This window comes from Mesorhizobium sp. J8, from assembly GCF_016591715.1.
GTDB lineage: Bacteria > Pseudomonadota > Alphaproteobacteria > Rhizobiales > Rhizobiaceae > Mesorhizobium.
Genome location: NZ_AP024109.1, coordinates 2,170,892 through 2,189,851 on the forward strand (window position 1 = coordinate 2,170,892; position 18,960 = coordinate 2,189,851).

Annotated in this window: 14 protein-coding genes and 2 tRNA genes; 8 read left to right on the top strand and 8 right to left on the bottom strand. The window is 64.4% G+C overall.

The annotated features are described in order from the left end of the window. Positions 1-32 precede the first annotated feature (32 nt). Together MJ8_RS09990 and smc are read left to right on the top strand one after the other, a co-directional pair. Complete coding sequence (locus tag MJ8_RS09990) at positions 33-779, top strand: DsbA family protein (protein ID WP_201414221.1); 747 nt, start codon at positions 33-35, stop codon at positions 777-779. A 63-nt stretch (positions 780-842) separates the two neighbouring features. Continuing rightward, on the top strand, positions 843-4,304 hold the full coding sequence (smc, locus tag MJ8_RS09995) for a chromosome segregation protein SMC (protein ID WP_201414222.1): 3,462 nt from the start codon (positions 843-845) through the stop codon (positions 4,302-4,304). Between the two features lie 31 nt (positions 4,305-4,335). On the opposite strand, the gene MJ8_RS10000 is transcribed toward smc, so the two are convergent. Continuing rightward, positions 4,336-6,048: an HAD family hydrolase gene (locus tag MJ8_RS10000; protein WP_201414223.1), complete on the bottom strand. Its 1,713-nt coding sequence runs from the start codon at positions 6,046-6,048 to the stop codon at positions 4,336-4,338. Between the two features lie 252 nt (positions 6,049-6,300). Here MJ8_RS10000 and MJ8_RS10005 point away from each other — a divergent pair, with 252 nt between their 5' ends. Continuing rightward, positions 6,301-6,810 carry an anthrone oxygenase family protein gene (locus MJ8_RS10005; protein ID WP_201414224.1) on the top strand — a complete coding sequence of 170 codons (510 nt, stop codon included), beginning with the start codon at positions 6,301-6,303 and terminating at the stop codon, positions 6,808-6,810. Positions 6,811-6,890: 80 nt separating this feature from the next. On the opposite strand, the gene MJ8_RS10010 is transcribed toward MJ8_RS10005, so the two are convergent. Further along, positions 6,891-6,965: transfer RNA gene (locus MJ8_RS10010), tRNA-Gln, on the bottom strand. A 119-nt stretch (positions 6,966-7,084) separates the two neighbouring features. Between MJ8_RS10010 and MJ8_RS10015 the strand changes: the two genes are divergently transcribed. Next, complete coding sequence (locus MJ8_RS10015; protein ID WP_201414225.1) at positions 7,085-8,008, top strand: acetamidase/formamidase family protein; 924 nt, start codon at positions 7,085-7,087, stop codon at positions 8,006-8,008. 140 nt (positions 8,009-8,148) lie between these two features. Here MJ8_RS10015 and MJ8_RS10020 read toward each other — a convergent pair. The 5 genes from MJ8_RS10020 to MJ8_RS10040 all read right to left on the bottom strand — a co-directional run bounded on the left by MJ8_RS10020 (position 8,149) and on the right by MJ8_RS10040 (position 12,438). Continuing rightward, positions 8,149-8,223 (bottom strand) — tRNA-Gln (locus tag MJ8_RS10020). 215 nt (positions 8,224-8,438) lie between these two features. Beyond that, positions 8,439-9,422, bottom strand: coding sequence for an NAD-dependent epimerase/dehydratase family protein (locus tag MJ8_RS10025; protein WP_201414226.1), 984 nt, complete (start codon positions 9,420-9,422; stop codon positions 8,439-8,441). 65 nt (positions 9,423-9,487) lie between these two features. Then, positions 9,488-10,471, bottom strand: coding sequence for a GDP-mannose 4,6-dehydratase (gene gmd, locus MJ8_RS10030; protein ID WP_201414227.1), 984 nt, complete (start codon positions 10,469-10,471; stop codon positions 9,488-9,490). Positions 10,472-10,582: 111 nt separating this feature from the next. Further along, positions 10,583-11,995 carry a phosphomannomutase gene (locus MJ8_RS10035; protein WP_201414228.1) on the bottom strand — a complete coding sequence of 471 codons (1,413 nt, stop codon included), beginning with the start codon at positions 11,993-11,995 and terminating at the stop codon, positions 10,583-10,585. 98 nt (positions 11,996-12,093) lie between these two features. Further along, a complete protein-coding gene (locus MJ8_RS10040; protein WP_201414229.1) occupies positions 12,094-12,438 on the bottom strand; it encodes a VOC family protein in 345 nt (114 codons plus the stop codon). Positions 12,439-12,651: 213 nt separating this feature from the next. Here MJ8_RS10040 and ppdK point away from each other — a divergent pair, with 213 nt between their 5' ends. Next, positions 12,652-15,333, top strand: a complete 2,682-nt coding sequence (gene ppdK / locus MJ8_RS10045) for a pyruvate, phosphate dikinase (RefSeq protein WP_201414230.1) — start codon at positions 12,652-12,654, stop codon at positions 15,331-15,333. A gap of 222 nt (positions 15,334-15,555) precedes the next feature. Here the strand turns inward: ppdK and MJ8_RS32265 are convergent, their stop codons facing one another. Continuing rightward, the gene (locus MJ8_RS32265; RefSeq protein ID WP_225248351.1) at positions 15,556-15,849 is read right to left on the bottom strand and encodes a hypothetical protein; all 294 of its coding nucleotides are present in this window, start codon (positions 15,847-15,849) and stop codon (positions 15,556-15,558) included. Between the two features lie 9 nt (positions 15,850-15,858). On the opposite strand from MJ8_RS32265, the gene MJ8_RS10050 reads away from it, so the two are divergent. The 3 genes from MJ8_RS10050 to MJ8_RS10060 all read left to right on the top strand — a co-directional run bounded on the left by MJ8_RS10050 (position 15,859) and on the right by MJ8_RS10060 (position 18,835). Continuing rightward, positions 15,859-16,677: a glycosyltransferase family 9 protein gene (locus tag MJ8_RS10050; RefSeq protein ID WP_263649652.1), complete on the top strand. Its 819-nt coding sequence runs from the start codon at positions 15,859-15,861 to the stop codon at positions 16,675-16,677. 386 nt (positions 16,678-17,063) lie between these two features. Next, complete coding sequence (locus tag MJ8_RS10055; RefSeq protein ID WP_225248212.1) at positions 17,064-17,957, top strand: glycosyltransferase family 9 protein; 894 nt, start codon at positions 17,064-17,066, stop codon at positions 17,955-17,957. A 134-nt stretch (positions 17,958-18,091) separates the two neighbouring features. Continuing rightward, positions 18,092-18,835, top strand: a complete 744-nt coding sequence (locus MJ8_RS10060) for a polysaccharide deacetylase family protein (protein WP_201414232.1) — start codon at positions 18,092-18,094, stop codon at positions 18,833-18,835. Positions 18,836-18,960 lie beyond the last annotated feature (125 nt).

Genomic DNA, 18,960 nt, shown 5'->3' on the forward strand with positions numbered 1-18,960 from the left:
TTGCAAAATCCAACCGATATCAGGTGATTCGCATGAACCGTGCCCCGTTTGGCAATAGCTTGTCCCGCAGAAACGTTCTGACCGCGCTGGCCGCCGTTCCCGCGGTCGCGCTGCTCGCGGCATGCAGCGACTCCGGCGAGCAGGCCAAGGCCGCCGACGTGAAGCCTGCCGACCCGTCGACGCCGGCCAAGCCGGCTGCCACCCCGGCCGCGGTTCAGGTGCCCGAGGCGCAGGGCACCGTCGACATGGCTGAACTTCTCAAGCCCGGCGCATTGCCCGACAAGCAGCTCGGCAAGGACGACGCCAAGGTCACCATCGTCGAATACGCCTCGATGACCTGCCCGCATTGCGCGCATTTCAACGACACGACCTTTCCTGAGTTGAAGAAGAAGTATATCGACACCGGCAAGGTGCGTTACATCCTGCGCGAATTCCCCTTCGACCCGAGCGCCGAGGCCGGCTTCATGCTGGCGCGCTGCTCCAAGGACAACTATTTCGCCATGGTCGATGTGCTGTTCAAGCAGCAGCCAAGCTGGGTCGGCGTCAACAACACCAAGGAAGCGCTGCTGCAGATCTCGAAGCTGGCCGGTTTTACACAGGAGTCCTTTGAGTCCTGCTTGACGGACCAGAAACTTCTGGACGATGTGAGAGCAGTCCAGAAACGCGGAGCGGACGAGTTCAAGGTCGACTCGACGCCGACCTTCTTCATCAACGGAAAGACCTACAAAGGGGCGATGTCGATTGAGGAAATGTCGGCCATCATCGACCCTCTGCTCTGACATCCAGGCCGCGCCGAAGCGGTCCGGCTTCGGCGTCATGGCCTGTAGTGTAGGGCGGCGCGAATGAAATTTTCGCGCCTTCGTCTCCTCGGTTTCAAATCCTTCGTCGAGCCCGGTGAGTTCGTCATTGAACGCGGGCTGACCGGCATTGTCGGGCCGAACGGCTGCGGCAAGTCGAACCTCGTCGAAGCTTTGCGCTGGGTGATGGGCGAAAGCTCCTACAAGAATATGCGCGCGTCCGGCATGGACGACGTGATCTTCTCCGGTTCCGGGACGCGCCCGGCGCGCAACACGGCCGAAGTCACGCTTTTCCTCGACAACACCGACCGCACGGCGCCCGCCGCATTCAACGACGCCGATGAGTTGCAGGTGTCGCGCCGCATCGAGCGCGAGGCCGGCTCGCTCTACCGCATCAACGGCAAGGAAGCGCGCGCCAAGGACGTGCAGCTTCTGTTCGCCGACCAGTCGACCGGCGCGCGCTCGCCTTCCATGGTCGGCCAGGGCCGCATCGGCGAGCTGATCCAGGCAAAGCCGCAAGCCCGCCGCGCGCTGCTGGAAGAAGCCGCCGGCATTTCCGGCCTGCACACCCGCCGGCACGAGGCGGAGCTCCGGCTCAAGGCTGCCGAGCAGAACCTCGAACGGCTGGACGACGTCGTCGGCGAGCTGGAGGGCCAGATCGATAGCCTGAAGCGCCAGGCGCGACAGGCCTCGCGCTTCAAGAACCTGTCGGCCGACATCCGCAAGGCGGAAGCGACGCTTCTGCATCTGCGCTGGACGCTGGCCAAGACCCAGGAAGGCGAAGCGCGTTCGGCGCTCGCCGTCGCCACCACGCTGGTCGGCGACCGCGCAGCCGCCCAGATGGCGGCCGCCAGGGAGCAGGGCATCGCCGCACACCGCTTGCCGGATCTTCGCGACGCGGAGGCCGCCGCCGCAGCCGCCTTCCAGCGCCTGTCGATCGCCAAGACCCAGATCGAGGAAGAGGCCGGCCGCATCCGCGCGCGCCAGACCGAGCTCGAACGCCGCCTGCAGCAGCTCGACGCCGACATCGCCCGCGAGGAACGGATGGTGCGCGACAATGCCGACGTCCTCGAGCGCCTGCGCGCCGAGGAAGCCGAGCTCAATTCGGACAATGCGGGCGCAGCCGAACGCGAGGCTACGACGCGCGCGGCCTTCGAACAGGCCGGCGCGACGCTGTCGCAAAGCGAGGCAAGGCTTGCCGCGCTGACCGCCGAGCGCGCCGAGGCGGCCGCCTCGCGTCATCAGATCGAGCGCACGCTGCACGAGACCGCGGAGCGACGCGACCGCTTTGCGCGCCAACTCGCCGAGGTCGATCGCGAGCTCTCCGACATCGTCGCGCGCATTTCCGGCCTGCCCGATCCGGCCGAAAAGCGGCTTCTGGTCGAGGATGCGCTTGCCCGGCTGGAAGAGAGCGAGGCCGGCACTATTGCCGCCGAGCAGGCCGTCGCCGAGGCGCGCGCGGCCGAAAGCGCCGCCCGCCCGCCGCTGCAGGACGCCAGGGCGGAACTGGCGCGGATCGAGACGGAAGCGCGCACGCTGGCGAAGATCCTCAACGCCACCAGCGGCGGCGATCTTTTCCCATCGGTGCTTGAGCAGATCAGCGTCGAGCGCGGCTACGAAACCGCGCTGGGTGCGGCCTTGGGCGAGGACCTCGATGTCCCGCTCGACCGCAGCGCTCCTGTCCATTGGGGCGAAAGCGCGATCCAGCCTGGAGATGCGGCGCTCCCGGAAGGCGTGAAGAGCCTTGCCAGCGTCGTGCGCGCGCCGGCGCAGCTTGCGCGCCGCCTCGCCCAGATCGGCATCGTCGATGCCGCCGACGGCCGCCGCCTTCAAGCGCTGTTGGCGCCCGGCCAGCGGCTGGTGAGCCGCGATGGAGCGTTGTGGCGCTGGGATGGCCTGACCGCAAGCGCCGACGCCCCGACCGCCGCCGCCCAGCGGCTGGCGCAGAAGAATCGCCTGGCCGAGCTCGATGCCGAAGCCGTGCAGGCGACGCGCGTCGTGCGCGAGGCGGAGGAAGCGCTGGCGCGCGCCGAACAGGCGATGCGCCAGGCAAGCGAGGCCGAGCGCAATGCGCGCCAGGCCGGACGTGAGGCCCAGCATGCGCTGGATGCCGCCCGCAACGCGCTGGCCGAGGCCGAGAAGGCCGGCGGCGAGCTGGTGAGCCGCCGCGCAGCCTTGGACGAAGCCCGCGCTCGCATCGTCGAAAGCCATGAGGAGACCCAGGCTGCCCTCCTCGAAGCCGAGGAGATGCTGAAGGACGCGCCGGATCTAGGCGATCTCCAACTGCAGCTCGAACAGGCTTCCGCCAATGTCTCGCGCGACCGCGCCACGCTTGCCGATGCGCGCGCCGTGCATGAAGGGCTGCGCCGCGAGGCCGAGGCGCGCATGCGCCGGCTGGACGCCATCGGCGCCGAGCGCAGGAATTGGGTCGAGCGCGCCGAAAACGCCTCGACGCAGATCGCCGCTCTCGGCGAGCGCAAGGCCGAGGCCGAAGCCGAGCGCGAGCGGCTGGCCGACGCGCCGGACGAGATCGACGCCAAGCGCCGCGCGCTCCTAACCCAGCTTTCCGAGGCCGAAGCGCTGCGCAAGGCAGCAGGCGACCGCCTGCAGGAAGCGGAAAACCAGCAGGCAGAGCTGGATAAGGCCGCGACCGCCGCCATCCAGTCGCTCGCCGAGGCGCGCGAAACCCGCGTCCGGGCCGAGGAGCGGCTGACAGCGGCCGACGAGCGTCGCGCCGAAGTCGAGGCTCGCATCCAGGAGGCGCTGAACACGCCGCCGCATCTCGTCATCAAGCATACCGGGCTCGAAGCCGACGATCCGATGCCCGACATGGCCGAGATCGAACGCCAACTCGACCGGCTGAAGATCGAGCGCGAGCGGCTGGGCGCCGTCAATCTGCGCGCCGAGGAAGAGCAGAAGGAATTGTCCGAGCGGCTTGAGACCATCGTTTCCGAGCGCGAGGACATCATCGAGGCGATCAGAAAACTGCGCCAGGCCATCCAGAGCCTCAACCGCGAGGGCCGTGAGCGGCTACTGTCGGCCTTCGAGGTGGTCAACGGCCATTTCCAGCGGCTGTTCTCGCACCTGTTCGGCGGCGGCACGGCCGAGCTGCAGCTGATCGAGTCGGAAGACCCGCTGGAAGCGGGCCTTGAAATCCTCGCCCGCCCGCCCGGCAAGAAGCCGCAGACCATGACGCTCTTGTCCGGCGGCGAGCAGGCGCTGACGGCGATGTCGCTGATCTTCGCCGTGTTCCTCACCAATCCGGCGCCGATCTGCGTGCTCGACGAGGTCGACGCGCCGCTCGACGATCACAATGTCGAGCGCTTCTGCAATTTGATGGAAGAGATGGCGAAGACGACCGAAACGCGCTTCGTCATCATCACCCACAATCCGATCACCATGGCGCGCATGGACCGGCTGTTCGGCGTCACCATGGCCGAGCAGGGCGTCAGCCAACTGGTCTCGGTCGACCTGCAGGCCGCCGAGGCGATGCGCGAGGCGAGCTGAGCTCGCCTTTCTCAGGATTGCACGACCAATCCTACTTTTCCGGAGCGGTCGCCGGCGCCGTGTAGCGCCTCCGCACGGCCTCGATCACCAGCTTGCGGCTTTCGTCGGCCGACAAGGACCTGTTCTTCTCCGCCTCCGCCGTTTCCCGGGCGAGGTCCTTGTCCCTGATCTGTTGGCGGAACCATTTGGAATAGTCGCCGGCGCGCAAATGGTGCTCCCATGTCTTGTCATCGATGCCTTCCGCCATCTGCGCGAAGATGATGAGGTTATGGGCCCTGAGGTTCATCGCCTTCTTCGGCCCGGTGAAATAGAAGCTGCCCGCCTCGTCGAGCTCGCCTTCGGCATATTTGCGGCTGTGCCGCTTCAGCGACTGGTCGGGCTCGATCGCCTTGACCGTGATCGGCTTCTTGCCGTCGTGCGGGCGCCAGAACAGCACCCGGTCGCCCTTGGGCGATGGAATGTCCTTTGGCGCCTGGAGCCCTGTTTCCTTGCAGAAGGTCTTGATCACGCCCTTCGCCTTGGGCCCAAGCGCGATCACCGCCGTCACGAGGCCGAGGGCATCGGTCGAGATCGCTTCGGGATGGACGGTGATCAGCACAGTGCCGGGCAGCTCTATCGAAAGCACGGATCGCGTGTCTCCGCGTCGCTTGGGCATCAGATGATGCGCCTCGTCGATGATCAGCCAATGCGGCCTTGCCGTGCGATAGCGGACATTGCCGAGGCCGGGCAGCAATTCTGCGAAGAAGTCGGGCCGCTCGTCGACCTTCAGAGCCAGGCCGTTGACCACGACATTGGTCTGCGGTTTCTCGACCAATTCCAGCAATTGTTCCTTGTTCGGCGCGGTCGAGCCGTTGCCCAGCGGCACCGCGCCTTTCAGTCCGTCATAGTCGCCCTCGGGGTCGAAAATGCAGAATTGCAGACCCTTTTCGACCAGCCGCTCGGTCAGCGCCGTGGCTAAGGTCGATTTGCCGATGCCCGAGCTTCCGGCGATCAGCACCGTTTCCATCGGCGACAGATAAATGTCCTTGCCGCGCGAGGTTCCGAGCAACACACCGCCCAAACGTTTCTTGGCCAGCAGGTAATCGTGCTTGATCAGTCTGCGGATCAGCTCCTCCACGCCCTTGCCGCGCGCCTCCTTGGTGACGAGGTCGGCGGTTTCCTTGACTGCGGGCAATGCGTTGGCCACCGCAACGCTGCAGCCCGAGGCCCTGAGGAAGGCGTGGTCGTTTTCGGCATCACCGACTGCCACGACATTGTGCGGTGACAGTTTCAGGTCGTCGAGCGCCGCCGCCAGCCCGGTCGCCTTGTTGATGCCGGAAGGCAGGATCATCACCGCGCCCTTGTTGAAGATGATCTCCAGCTCCAGGCCGAGCTTCTTGATGACGTCGAGCACGGTGGCCTGATGCGGTTCCCATGTGGCGACGATCGAGCGGCCGACCGACAGCGGCTTCACGCCGCGCTTCTTCAGCCTGTCGACGAGATCCGCGGAAGGCGAGGGCGAGATCGTGCGCTCCTCCTCGCTGGCCGGCGTGTAGATCAGTGCGCCGTTCTCGGCGACGACCTTGTCGAACAGGGAAAGTTCGGGAAACACCTCCTTGAGATCGGGCAGCTCGCGCCCGGTGACCAGGATGAGCTTTCGCCCGGATTTCTTCAGCTTCTCCAGCGCCGAGATCGTGCTGGCCGCGACCAGCCCGTCATGCGCCAGCGTGCCGTCATAGTCGGTGGCCAATGCCATGAAATACATCGGTTGAACCTCTCCGCTGGCTGTTGTGTCCTGGCCCGCCTGCAACGAACAACGCCTGCCGCCGGAAAAGGTTTAGGCTGAGGCTCCGCTTCGCGGCGATTGCCCAGTCTCGCCCAGTTCACGACGCATAAAACCGCGCCGCCCAGCGGAATAGAAGCGTGCGCTGGTGGGAACCCTGTCAGCAGGATGACGTTCGGTCTTAACGAGATTGCTTCTGCACACGCGCTAAGACCGGAGTGAGAGGCCGATCCGATGTATGTCTGTCTGGAGGTCCTGACCGTCGTCCTCGTGGCGGGTGCGATGGCTATGGCGCTCGCCCACGCGCTGGAGTTGCCGGGCAAATTGCGGCTCGGCAGGCAGGAATATTTCGTCGTTCAACGGATCTACTATCCGGGTTTTACGATCGGAGGTGGCGTCGCCGAGGTAGGCGGGATCGTCACCACATTCGCGCTGATGCTGACGTCGAGCGGGTCTGTCCGGTTTTGGCTGATCGCCAGCGCCTTGGTCGCGCTCCTCGCCATGCAGCTTGTCTTCTGGCTTATGACCCAGCCGGTCAACAAGCATTGGCTGCAGGAAGTGGAATTGACCTCGCCGGCGAAACGCTTCTTCGGAACCGAAGGCGCCGCGGGCAGCCGGCCCTCGCAAACGCAGGAGTGGACCGTACTCCGCAACCAGTGGGAACTCTCGCACGTCATCCGTGCAGGGTTGGCGATACTGGGCCTGATTCTGCTGACCACAGCAATCGCCATCCGAGGCGCCTGACATTCGTTCGGCTGCTCGACCGACCCGTGCAAGGTTTTCAGACGACAGGAGCGGTGGTCAGGTCGATATCTTCTCGAAGTTGGCTGCGGCGCCAGGGTTCGAACCTGGGAATATCGGTACCAAAAACCGATGCCTTACCGCTTGGCGACGCTCCAGCAGGCGGGCCGTGCCCGCTGCGCGCGGCCTTATAGCACGAGGCGGCGCAAAGCTCATTGGCCACGAAGAGCCGATCCGCCCACTTGCCGCGCTGCGACGCCTTCGCTACTGCCATTGCATGGCAACGCACAAGCTCATCAACACCACTTGGCACAATGTCCTCGGCACGATTGCACCGGCGCTCACAATTGCATCCGGCGATGTCGTGATCACGGAGACGCTCGACGCTCGGGGCTTCGACAAGAACGGAGCCCGACCGGCTCAAGGTCCAAACCCAATGAACGGTCCGGTCTTCGTGACGGGAGCCGAGCCTGGTGATGCGCTCCGCGTGGATATCCTGCGCATGGACCCGATCCGTTCTTCCGGCTGGACGATCTCGTCACTGGCCGCAAACGTCGTTGAGCCGGAGGCTGCTCGTGGACTGCCGGCACGAGATACAGTTACCTGGCGGATCGATCTGGAATCGCGAAGTGTGATGTTGCAGGAGCCGCCCCCAGGTCTCGAACACTTCATTTTGCCGATCGAGCCGATGATCGGCTGCTTTGGCGTGGCGCCATCGATGGGCCAGGCTTTCTCCACCGCGACAAGCGCAGAGAATGGCGGCAACATGGATTACCGCGGGTTTCGGCCCGGCGCGACCGTTTGGTTTCCTGTTGCCGTGGAGGGCGCGCTCTTCTTCGCCGGCGATTGTCATGCGGCGCAGGGCGATGGGGAGATCGTCGGAACCGGTATCGAAACCTGTTTTGAAATCGAGTTTCGATTGACCGTGGAGAAAAACAGGCGGCTGGCATGGCCTCGCGGTGAGAACGAGACCCATATTTTCTCAGTCGGCAACGCGCGGCCGCTTGATCAGGCCCTGCAGCACGCGACAACGGACATGCTCAACTGGTTGACCAGCGACTATGGCTTGTCCGCCGAGGCCGCGTCTCATCTGATGGGCCAAGTTGTCCGGTATCACGTCGGCAATGTCTTTGACCCTGCCTACACGATGGTTTGCCTTATCGAAAAGCGATGGCTTCCGAAGCCGGCCTCCGCCGGCTGAGAGCAACTCCGTGAGCGGTTTCCCGTCCGGAATTGCGCCAAAAAGGTAGGGGTGCCGTTTCCGTGAGCGCAAGCCCAAGCCGCCGCGCCGGTGGCAAGCATTTGGCTCCGTCCGGCTGGCCAGATTTGCGTGATGGCAGTTGGCTGGGGCGCCAGGATTCGAACCTGGGAATGTCGGTACCAAAAACCGATGCCTTACCGCTTGGCGACGCCCCAGCAGGCGGGCCGTGCCCGCTGCGCGCGGCCTTATAGGACGAGCCGGTGGAAAGCTCAATGCCGGGAGATCAACTAAATCGGCGGCGATGCTGGCCGTCATTCCGGCCGGTTCGCCGCCTGTCGCCAGCGGTGGAGCGCAAGCCACGCGCTGTGTGGCAACTCGCCGCTGTGCCGGCACGGCGGCGGTTCACCTCAGGCTCTCGGGAAGCAGGCGATCATCCCACCTGTGCCCTTGCCACGCGTGCGCGGCAATCCTCCAGAACGGCCACAAGCGTATCTTCGAAGGGATGCTCCGGCACCCAGCCGAGCAAGGTCCGGGCGCGGGTCGCCTCGCCGACGATGCACGGCAGGTCACTTGGTCGCAGCCGCAGGGGATCCTGCTCCGTGACGATCTTGGCGCTGCTCTGCGCGAGCAGCAGATCGAGGATGTCACCCATCCGCCAGGACACGCCGGATGCAACGTTGAAGATGGTGTTCGGGGTAAGGTCGCGGCTGTTCGAGACCGCCCGGGCATAGGCGTTGGCGATGTCGCGCACATCCAGGAAATCGCGCCTTGCATCGAGATTGCCGACACGGATGACCGGCGGAGCCAAGCCTGCTTCGATCCGCGCGATCTGCATGGCGAAGGCCGGCACGGCGAATGCCTCGGTCTGACCCGGGCCGGTATGGTTGAAGGGACGCATCCGGAGACACTTCAACCCCCGGCGTGAAAGTGCGCCGAGCGCGAGGTCGGCCGCGGCCTTGGTCGCGGCGTAATCGTCGATCGGAGCAAGCAGCGTGCTTTCGTCGAGCGGCTGCCCGGTTTTCGCGCTTTCGCCATAGACCAGGCCCGACCCGACATGGACCAGCCAGCAGTCCGGAGCCTTGTCGAGGATGGCATTGGCCAGGCTGAGCGCGCCGTCCACATGAATGCGCCACGTGTTCCGGGGGTCGGCTTGGGCGGCATCCGGGGCCGCGACCGCCGCCAGGTGAATCACGTGGGTGGGCCGGTGATGGGCAACGGCACCCTGGACCGCGGCCGCGTCGGTCACGTCCAACTCTTCGACCTGGCCGAAAGCGGGATGCGGACCACCATCCTTGGAGGTTGCGACAACGGCAACGTCATCGCCGCAAATCCTGCGCAGTGCGGCGGCCACATAGGGGCCGACGAAACCGTTGGCGCCGGTCAGCAAAATTCGCATGTTGGTGTCACGAACCATGACGCATCGTCCGTAGGCGGATGCATTGCGTCAAGTCACGGACCCGGAAACGCAAGAGCTTCCTTTCAACGCCTGGCGGCCGAGTGGCGCACGAGATCGGCATCCACCATTTCGCGGATCATCTCTTCAAGCGAAACCGTCGTCTCCCATCCAAGCTTTGCCTTGGCCTTGGCCGGATTGCCGAGCAGGATTTCGACTTCCGCCGGCCTGAAAAGGTCAGGGTCGATGACGAGATGGTCGTCCATCTTCAGCCCCACATGCTCGAAGGCGATCCTGCACATGTCGCGCACTGTCGTCGTCCTGCCGGTGGCGACGACGTAGTCGTCGGGCTGATCCTGCTGCAGCATTAGCCACATGGCACGGACATAGTCCCTGGCATGGCCCCAGTCGCGCTTGGCGTCGATATTGCCCAGCCGCAGCTCCCTTGCCAGGCCCTGCTTGATGCGCGCCACGGCGTCAGTGACCTTGCGTGTCACGAATTCGATCCCGCGCAGCGGCGATTCGTGATTGAACAGGATGCCGCTCGAAGCGTGGAGGCCGAAACTCTCGCGGTAGTTGACGGTGATCCAGTGACCATAGACCTTCGCCACCGCATAGGGGGAGCGGGGATGGAAGGGCGTGGTCTCCGACTGCATCGGCTCCTGGATGAGGCCGTACATTTCCGACGATGAAGCCTGATAGAAACGCGCTCCCGGGATCTCGAGGCGCAGCGCCTCGAGAACATTGGTGACGCCGATCCCGGTGACGTTGCCGGTCAGTATCGGCTGTTGCCATGAGGATTTGACGAATGACTGTGCGGCAAGGTTATAGACCTCGTCCGGCCTTACGTCGCGCATGGTCCGGGTCAGACCCGACAGGTCCATGAGGTCGCCATCCGCGATCCGCACGTCGTTCTCGATCCCCAGCCATTTCAGGCGTGCGGTGTTGACCTCGGCTGTGCTCGACCGTCGAGCCAGTCCGTGGACGCTATAACCCTTTGAAAGCAGGAACTGGGCCAGATAGGCGCCATCCTGCCCGGTAATGCCGGTTATCAACGCTGTCTTTGTCATCGCTGCTCTCGGGGATCGAGCGAGATCTGGGGCGCCAGTCCCCGCTGCTCTAGAGCGGGCCGCGCCCCAAGCCTGCGGCAGTAGCCGACGCCGATTTCGTTACAAGGCTTCTCAATCATCTGCCAGTGCTGTATCCCGCGCCCGTCCCAATGCGATTGCCACAATTTCGCTCGCCCTGTCGGGGCTGGCGGCCTCGGCGTAGCAACGAAATTCGGGAGCGTTGCCGGAAGGCCGCAGATGGATGATCTCGCCGCTGGTCATCCGTGCCCTAAGGCCGTCGGTCTCATCGACATCCGAGATGGTGCCGAAGGGCGCGAGGAACCGCCGCAGCGCGTCACGGTCGGAGAGCTTGCACATCAAGCCGCGCGATTTCTCGACGGGGAAGTTCTCGAGCCGCTCGCTGGCGCAGACCGGAAGGTTCCAGCTTTCGCGCAGGCCGGACAGCGATTTGCCCGTCGATGCCATCGTGCCCAGCACAGCCAGGATGGGCAAGAATGAATCCCGCGTCGGCAGCGCGGACAAGATCCTGCCGTTCACCAGGCAATCCGACCCGAGAAGCACCCCGCCATTGGCTTCGAAGCCAACGACGATGCCGCCTGCCTGCCGCGCCGCGTCCATTCCCTCTATGACGAAGGGGGATCCGACCTTCGTTCTCCTGACGCAGAATCCGAAAGCCTCGGAGATCCCTGAATTGGAGGTGACCGGCGTCACCACGACGTCGGCCTTGAGGAACAGCGCGGTGGCCAGCCCGATCAGGTCGCCGCGGAACAATTCGCCATTTTCGTCGATGATGAGAGGCCGATCGGCATCGGCATCGGCGGAGAGCACGGCGTCGAATTTGAACTCGCGCACCCAGTCTTTCACCTTCGCCATCGTGTCGGGGCCGACGGCCTCCGTGTCGACGGGCACGAAAACCTCCGTTTTTCCGACGGGAACGACATCCGCGCCATCCCTTCGCAGGACCTCCACCAGCAGTTCCGCCGCAACCGTGCTGTGCTGGTAGACGCCGAGCTTCATTCCAGAAAGGGCGCCAGGGGGCAGGATGCCGCCGACGCGGGCTCGAAAGGCCGCGAGCGCCTGTTCATGGCCGGCTTGCCAGTCCGCATAGGTCGGCGGCCAGGGATATCGATCCGACAGCTCGGCGACATGAGCGGTGATCGCGGCCTCGTCCGCCTTGTCGATCTCGCCCTTCGGCCCGTAGAACTTGATGCCATTGCGGTCGGCGGGGATATGCGAGCCCGTCACCATCAGCGCCGCGGCGCCGTGCAGGCGGGCATGGAAGGCAAGCGCAGGTGTGGGAATGGGGCCGCAATCGACCGGCTGGAAGCCGCTCGCGGCCAGCGCCGCCATGCAGTCTTCGGCAATCGCTTGGCTGCTGTCGCGCAGATCGCGCCCGACGAAGACCTTGCCTTGCCGAAAGCCAGTCGACCGCAAGCGCTGCGCAAAACCCTCGGCATAAAGTCCGCTTGGCCGTCCGACCAATTCGGAAGCCAGACCCCGAACACCGCTTGAGCCGAATTTCATCAGTCTGTTTTTGCTGTTGGAGGTTGCCGCCGTTCACTGGAATGAGCCCGGCTGCCCCCTGGCTGTCAACAGCAAAACAACCTGAAATCTCGACTTCCCTAGTGTCCCCAAACGGCCAGTTCGTTGCCGGCCGGATCGGTGAAGTGGAACCGCCTGCCGCCCGGAAAGGAAAAGATCGGCTTTACGATGGTGCCGCCGGCGCTTTCGACCGCGTCCAGCGTTTCCTCGAGGTTTTTTGAGTAGATGACCGGGAGCGGCTTAGCCGGCGCTTCGCCGGCATCTGCCTGGAAGCCGCCGTCGAGGCCTTCGGCAAAGGCGGAATAGGTCGGGCCATAATCGGTGAACGACCATGAAAACGCGGCGCTGTAGAAGGATTTGACGCTGTCCAGTGTGCCGCCCGTCGCCGGCAGTTCCAGATAGTCGAGTTTTCCGTTGAGTTTCATCACGCTACTCCACTATGTTCCCGTTATGTTCTATATTGCAGCGGCCACTCCGGCAAGTCTTTTTGACGCAGCTTTGCTTAATCGATTGTAGTAGCGGCGAGGGCTGGTCCGTGCCTTGCCTTTCGCAGTGCAGCATCCTATCGCTCGGTTGCGAAGGCGGGGAACCGGGCCGTGGCCCGGCTGTTTCTATCTTCCACGAACTGGAGGGCAAGCATGACCAAGTGGGTTTACACCTTCGGCGACGGCGCCGCCGAAGGCCGGGCCGGCGACCGCAACCTTCTCGGCGGCAAGGGTGCCAACCTGGCCGAGATGTGCAGCCTCGGGCTGCCGGTGCCGCCCGGCTTCACCATCACCACTGAGGTCTGCAACGCCTATTACGCCAATGGCCGCGCATATCCCGATGGGCTCGAGGCGGATGTCCTCGCGGCTCTCGACCACATCGGACGCATCACCGGCCGCCGCTTCGGCGATCCGTCGAAGCTGCTTCTGGTATCCGTCCGCTCCGGTGCAAGGGCTTCCATGCCTGGCATGATGGATACAGTGCTCAATCTCGGCCTCAACGACGAGACAGTCGAGGCTTTGGCCGCTGATTCCGGCGATGCGCGTTTTGCCTATGACAGCTATCGCCGCTTCATCCAGATGTATTCCGACGTCGTCATGGGCCTCGACCACGAAGTGTTCGAGGAAATCCTGGAGGACGAGAAGGCAAGCCTCGGCCACGAACTCGACACCGAATTGACGGCCGCGGAATGGCAGGGCGTGATCTCGCTCTACAAGGCCAAGGTCGAGGAGGAACTCGGCAAGCCGTTCCCGCAGGACCCGCACGAACAGCTCTGGGGCGCGATCGGCGCCGTGTTCTCAAGCTGGATGAACAACCGCGCCATCACCTATCGGCGCCTGCACGACATCCCGGAAAGCTGGGGCACGGCGGTCAATGTCCAGGCCATGGTGTTCGGCAATATGGGCGACACGTCCGCGACGGGCGTCGCTTTCACGCGCAATCCCTCGACCGGCGAGAGGCAGCTCTATGGCGAGTTTCTGGTCAACGCCCAGGGCGAGGACGTGGTGGCTGGCATCCGCACGCCGCAGAACATCACCGAGGCGGCGCGCATCGCCGCTGGCTCCGACAAGCCTTCGCTGCAGAAGCTTATGCCGGACGCCTTCCAGGCTTTCGTCGATATCTCCGACCGGCTGGAAAAGCACTACCGCGACATGCAGGACCTCGAATTCACCATCGAGCGCGGCAAATTGTGGATGCTGCAGACCCGCTCCGGCAAGCGCACCGCCAAGGCTGCGCTGAAGATCGCCGTCGAGATGGCGAAGGACGGGCTGATCACCAAGGAGGAGGCGGTCGCTCGCATCGATCCGGCCTCCCTCGACCAACTGCTCCATCCGACCATCGACCCAAAGGCGGCGCGCGACGTCATCGGCATGGGCCTGCCGGCCTCGCCGGGTGCGGCCACCGGCGAGATCGTCTTTTCGTCCGCCGATGCCGAGGATGCCAAGGCGCAAGGGCGCAAGGCGATCCTGGTGCGCATCGAGACCAGCCCGGAAGACATCCACGGCATGCATGCCGCCGAAGGTATCCTCACCACGCGCGGCGGCATGACCAGCCATGCCGCGGTGGTGGCGCGCGGCATGGGCAAGCCCTGCGTGTCGGGCGCCGGCTCGCTGCGCGTCGACTATAAGGCCGGCACGCTCATCTCGATGGGCCAGACCTTCCGCAAGGGCGATATCATCACCATCGATGGCGGCAACGGCCAGGTGCTCAAAGGGGCGGTCGCCATGCTGCAGCCGGAGCTCTCCGGCGACTTCGCCGCTATCATGGAATGGGCCGACGCCGCGCGCCGCATGAAGGTGCGCACCAATGCCGAAACGCCGCTCGATGCGCGCATGGCGCGCTCTTTCGGCGCCGAGGGCATCGGGCTTTGCCGCACCGAGCACATGTTCTTCGACGGCGACCGCATCGTCGCCATGCGCGAGATGATCCTGGCGGACGCCGAGAAGGACCGGCGTGCGGCGCTGGACAAACTGTTGCCGATGCAGCGCTCGGATTTCCTCGAACTGTTCGAGATCATGGCCGGCCTGCCGGTGACGATCCGCCTGCTCGACCCGCCGCTGCACGAATTCTTGCCCAAGACCGAGGCCGAGCTTGCCGAGGTTGCGACCGCGATGAATGTCTCGGCGGACAAGCTCCGGCAGCGCACGGAGGCGCTGCACGAATTCAATCCGATGCTCGGCCATCGCGGCTGCCGGCTCGCCGTCTCCTATCCGGAGATCGCCGAGATGCAGGCGCGCGCCATCTTCGAGGCGGCGGTCGAGGCCGGCTGCAAGGCCGGGGCGCTGGTGGTGCCGGAAATCATGGTGCCGCTGGTCGGCCTGGTGAAAGAGCTGGAATACGTCAAGGCGCGCATCGATGCGGTGGCGCAAAGCGTCATGCAGGAGACCGGCACCAAGATCGATTACCTCACCGGCACGATGATCGAATTGCCGCGCGCGGCGATCCGCGCCCATGTCATTGCCGAAGCGGCCGAATTCTTCTCCTTTGGCACCAACGATCTTACGCAGACGACTTTCGGTATCTCTCGCGACGATGCCGCGTCCTTCCTCGAAACCTACCGGCAGAAGGGCATCATCGAGCAGGATCCGTTCGTGTCGCTCGATGTCGACGGCGTCGGCGAGCTGGTGCGGATCGCGGCCGAAAAAGGCAGGACGACGCGGCCCGCCATCAAGCTCGGCATCTGCGGCGAGCATGGCGGCGATCCGGCCTCGATCCGTTTCTGCGAGGAGGTCGGCCTCGACTATGTGTCGTGCTCGCCCTACCGCGTGCCGATCGCCAGGCTTGCAGCCGCGCAAGCTGCGGTAGCGGCTGGGAAGGGTGCAGAACGGGCCTGACGGGCCAGGGCAGTTCCAGGAAAGTCTGAGCGGTTTTCCGTCCGGAATTGCGTCAAAACAAGAAGATGGGCATTTCACCGTTTCCGAGAAAGGGTGAATGCCTGAAATGCCCTGGGCGAGCAGCGTTCCGATACCTTACGGTTTTGTATGCAATGTCACGCAAACGTGCGCGTGACGGCCCTGAATCTCGACACCGTTTCAGGGGAGTTTCCGACACCGGATTTATTGGTGCCAGAAACCATGCTGCAGATTTCCCCCACCGCTTTCCGATCGATTCTGATCGTGCAGACCAAGTTCATCGGCGACATCGTCCTTGCCTCGGCGCTGGCCAAGAACCTGCAGCTTCAATATCCCGGCGTCAGAATCGTGTTTCTCTGCGAGGCGCATTTCGCCGGCTTCCTGACGGGTCACGGCATTGCCACCGAGGTCGTCCCCTTCAGCCGTGCCAAGATGCGGGGTTCGCCGCTCGAGCGAGGGCGCGAGCTCTTCCGCATGGTGCGGGCTTTGCGGCAGCACCGCTTCGACATGACGATCGACATCACCGATTCCAAGACCTCGCGGATCATTTCCGAACTGGTCAACGCTCCGGTCAGGGTCGGCTATTCTCCGACGGAACGGCCTTTGCGCTGGCATGAGCGCCAACCCGCCAACGTCCGGATGAAACCCTACGGATTCGGCAAAAAACATTATCTCTATCGCTATTTGTCTCCGCTGGAGGCGCTTGGTGTCGCCCTGCGCGTCAGGGCTCCGGCCATTCGACCGTTGCCCTTCGAGACGACGCGCGCGCTGGCGCTGCTTGCCAAGCACAAAATTCAGCCAAACGCCTTTATTGCCGTTCATGCCGGCGCAAGCTTTGTGGGCCGGCGCTGGCAGCCGGAGCGCTTCGCCGAAGCAATCGACAGGATCGCGCGGGAAACCGGCCTGCGGGTGGTTCTGGTCGGCGGGCCGGACGAGGGCGAGGCGACCGACAAGATCATCGCGGCGGCAAAGACGTCTGTCGTCAACCTGGCGGGCATGCTGCGGCTGGAAACCCTGCTGGCGCTGCTCAAGGAAGCGCGGTTGTTTCTCGGTAATGAAAGCGGGCCCATGCATATAGCGGCCGCGGCAGGCACGCCGGTGGTGGGCCTGTTCGGCCTGACCAATCCGGTCCGTTGGGCACCGGTCGGCGTGCCGAGCGTCTCGCTCAGGCCATCCATGCCTTGCGACTGCGTCGGCGGCGACCTGTGCCGCCGGACCGATCCGAGCAAGGCATGTTGTGTCTGGCGCCTGGATGTCGATCCGGTCGTCGAGGCCGCGCTGGAGCTCCTGGCGCGCACAGAGATAGCCCTGGAAGCCGCGGTTTGATCTCCGCGGGAACGCCCGTCGGCCGCGTCGCGCTTCTCGGAGCAATTCCAGGAGTCTGGTCCACGGCCTTGCCGTCTTGTATATGAGAGCCACGTGAAACACGCGCATGGCGGCTCCACATGTCGACGTCTCAGCCCAGCTTTGTGGACTCCGACCCGTCGGGCGCCCGGACACAGGTGTCGCAGCTGGGCTCCGACCTTCTGCGGTCGATCCTGATCCTGCAAACGAAGCACATTGGCGATCTCGTTCTTTCCTCAGCGTTGGCGAGGAACCTGCAGCTCGAATATCCCGGCGTTCGCATCGTCTTTCTCTGCGACGGCCGCTTCGCCAGCTTCCTCACGGCCAACGAAGTCGCCACGGAGGTCGTGACATTCCGCCGTTCCTATATGCGTGGCACGCCGTTGCGGCGCGCGCAGGAGCTTGTTCTCACGCTTCTTGAGCTGCGTCGGAACCATTTCGATATGGTCGTCGATATAACCGATACGAAGACGTCGCGCTTCATCTCAGGACTGGTCGGTGCCCGGATTCGCGTTGGATATCACCCGTCCGAAAGACCCTCGCGTTGGTTCGAGCGTCAACCTGTCAACGTCAAGGCGAAGCCATTCGGCTATGGCGGGCAGCACTTTCTGTATCGTTATCTTTCGCCGCTGGAGGCGCTTGGCATAGAGCTGCGCGTGCGGGGTCCCGACATCCGGCCGCTGCCGCTGGAGACGACGAAAGCCTTGGCGCTCCTGGACAAGTTCCACCTTCGGCCGAACGCCTTCGTCGTTGTGCATGCCGGGGCAAGCTTCCCCGGGCGTCGCTGGCAGCCCGAGCGCTTTGCCGCCGCAATCGACCGGATATCGGCCGAAACCGGTCTGGACGTCGCTGTGGTCGGCAGCCCGGACGAGAACGAGGTGGTCGAAAAGATCTTGGCGTCTGCGAAGGCTCGGATCGTCAACCTTGTCGGCGTGCTTCCGCTTGAGACCTTGCCGGCGTTGTTCAAGCTGGCGCGTTTGTTTCTCGGCAACGACAGTGGCCCCATGCACATGGCTGCTGCGGTCGGCACTCCCGTCGTCGGCCTGTTCGGCCTGCAGAGCCCGGTTCATTGGGGACCGGTCGGCGCGCCGAGCATCGCCGTGCGCCCGGCCATGCCCTGCGACTGCGTCGGCGGTGACCTCTGCGAACGGCCCGACCCCAACAAGGCGTGCTGTGTCTGGCGCTTGGATGTCGATCCGGTCGTCGAGGCCGCGCTGGAGCTCTTGGCGCGCACGGAGATAGCCCTGGAAGCCGCCGTGTAAGGCGAAAGCAAATTTTCGCGATTGCTGTTTTTGCACTGTCTGCCGTCCCGATTTTCGCCTAGATGCCGATCTTGTAGAGACACGTTTTTGGCGCGGCATGGAGAATGCGCGAACGTGACGGTTTGGAACGGATGATGGGCCTGCTTCGAAATTCCCTTTGCGCGATGGCACTGTTGCTGTTCGCGGCGTCGGCGGGCAATGCCGCGACGCTGCTCGAGCCGACGTTGCATCTGAAGCCGCAGGGCGTTGAAGGCGGCGGTCGCGTCGCACTGACGCTCGATGCCTGCGGCGGCAAGACCGACACAAGGATCCTTTCGGTGCTTGTCGACAACAAGATACCGGCGACAATCTTCGTGACCGGCATCTGGCTGAAGCGCAATGCCGAGGCTGTCGAGATCATGCGGGCGCATCCCGACCTGTTCGAACTGGAAAACCATGGCGGCCGCCACATTCCGGCGGTCGATACGCCGCGAAAGATCTACGGTATCCGCAGCGCCGGCAGTCCAGGCGCCGTGCAGGCCGAGGTCGAATCCGGCGCCGCCGCCCTTGCCGGGGCAGGCGGGCCGGCGCCAAAATGGTTCCGCGGCGCCACTGCCGAATACAGCCCTTCGGCGATCGCCATGATCCGCAAGCTGGGCTTCAAGATCGCCGGCTTCTCGATCAATGGCGATGGCGGCTCGTTGCTCGGCGCCAAGGAAACGGCGCGACGCATCAGCGCCGCCAAGGATGGCGACGTCATCATCGCCCACATCAACCAGCCGACCCATGCGGCCGGCGAAGGCGTGGTTCAGGGTCTGCTCGCCTTGAAACAGAAGGGCATGACCTTCGTGCGCCTGGACGACGCCGAGGGTGTCGGCAACGACGGCACGACGGACTGAGGTGCCATGATATTCAGGTGAGGCCGGCCTGCGAATGGCGGCTTCCTGCGCTGCCGGTGCCCACGTACCCAAAAGTGCGTTCCGCTCCGGTTCTCGGAACCCACCATTCTCGACTCGACCTGACC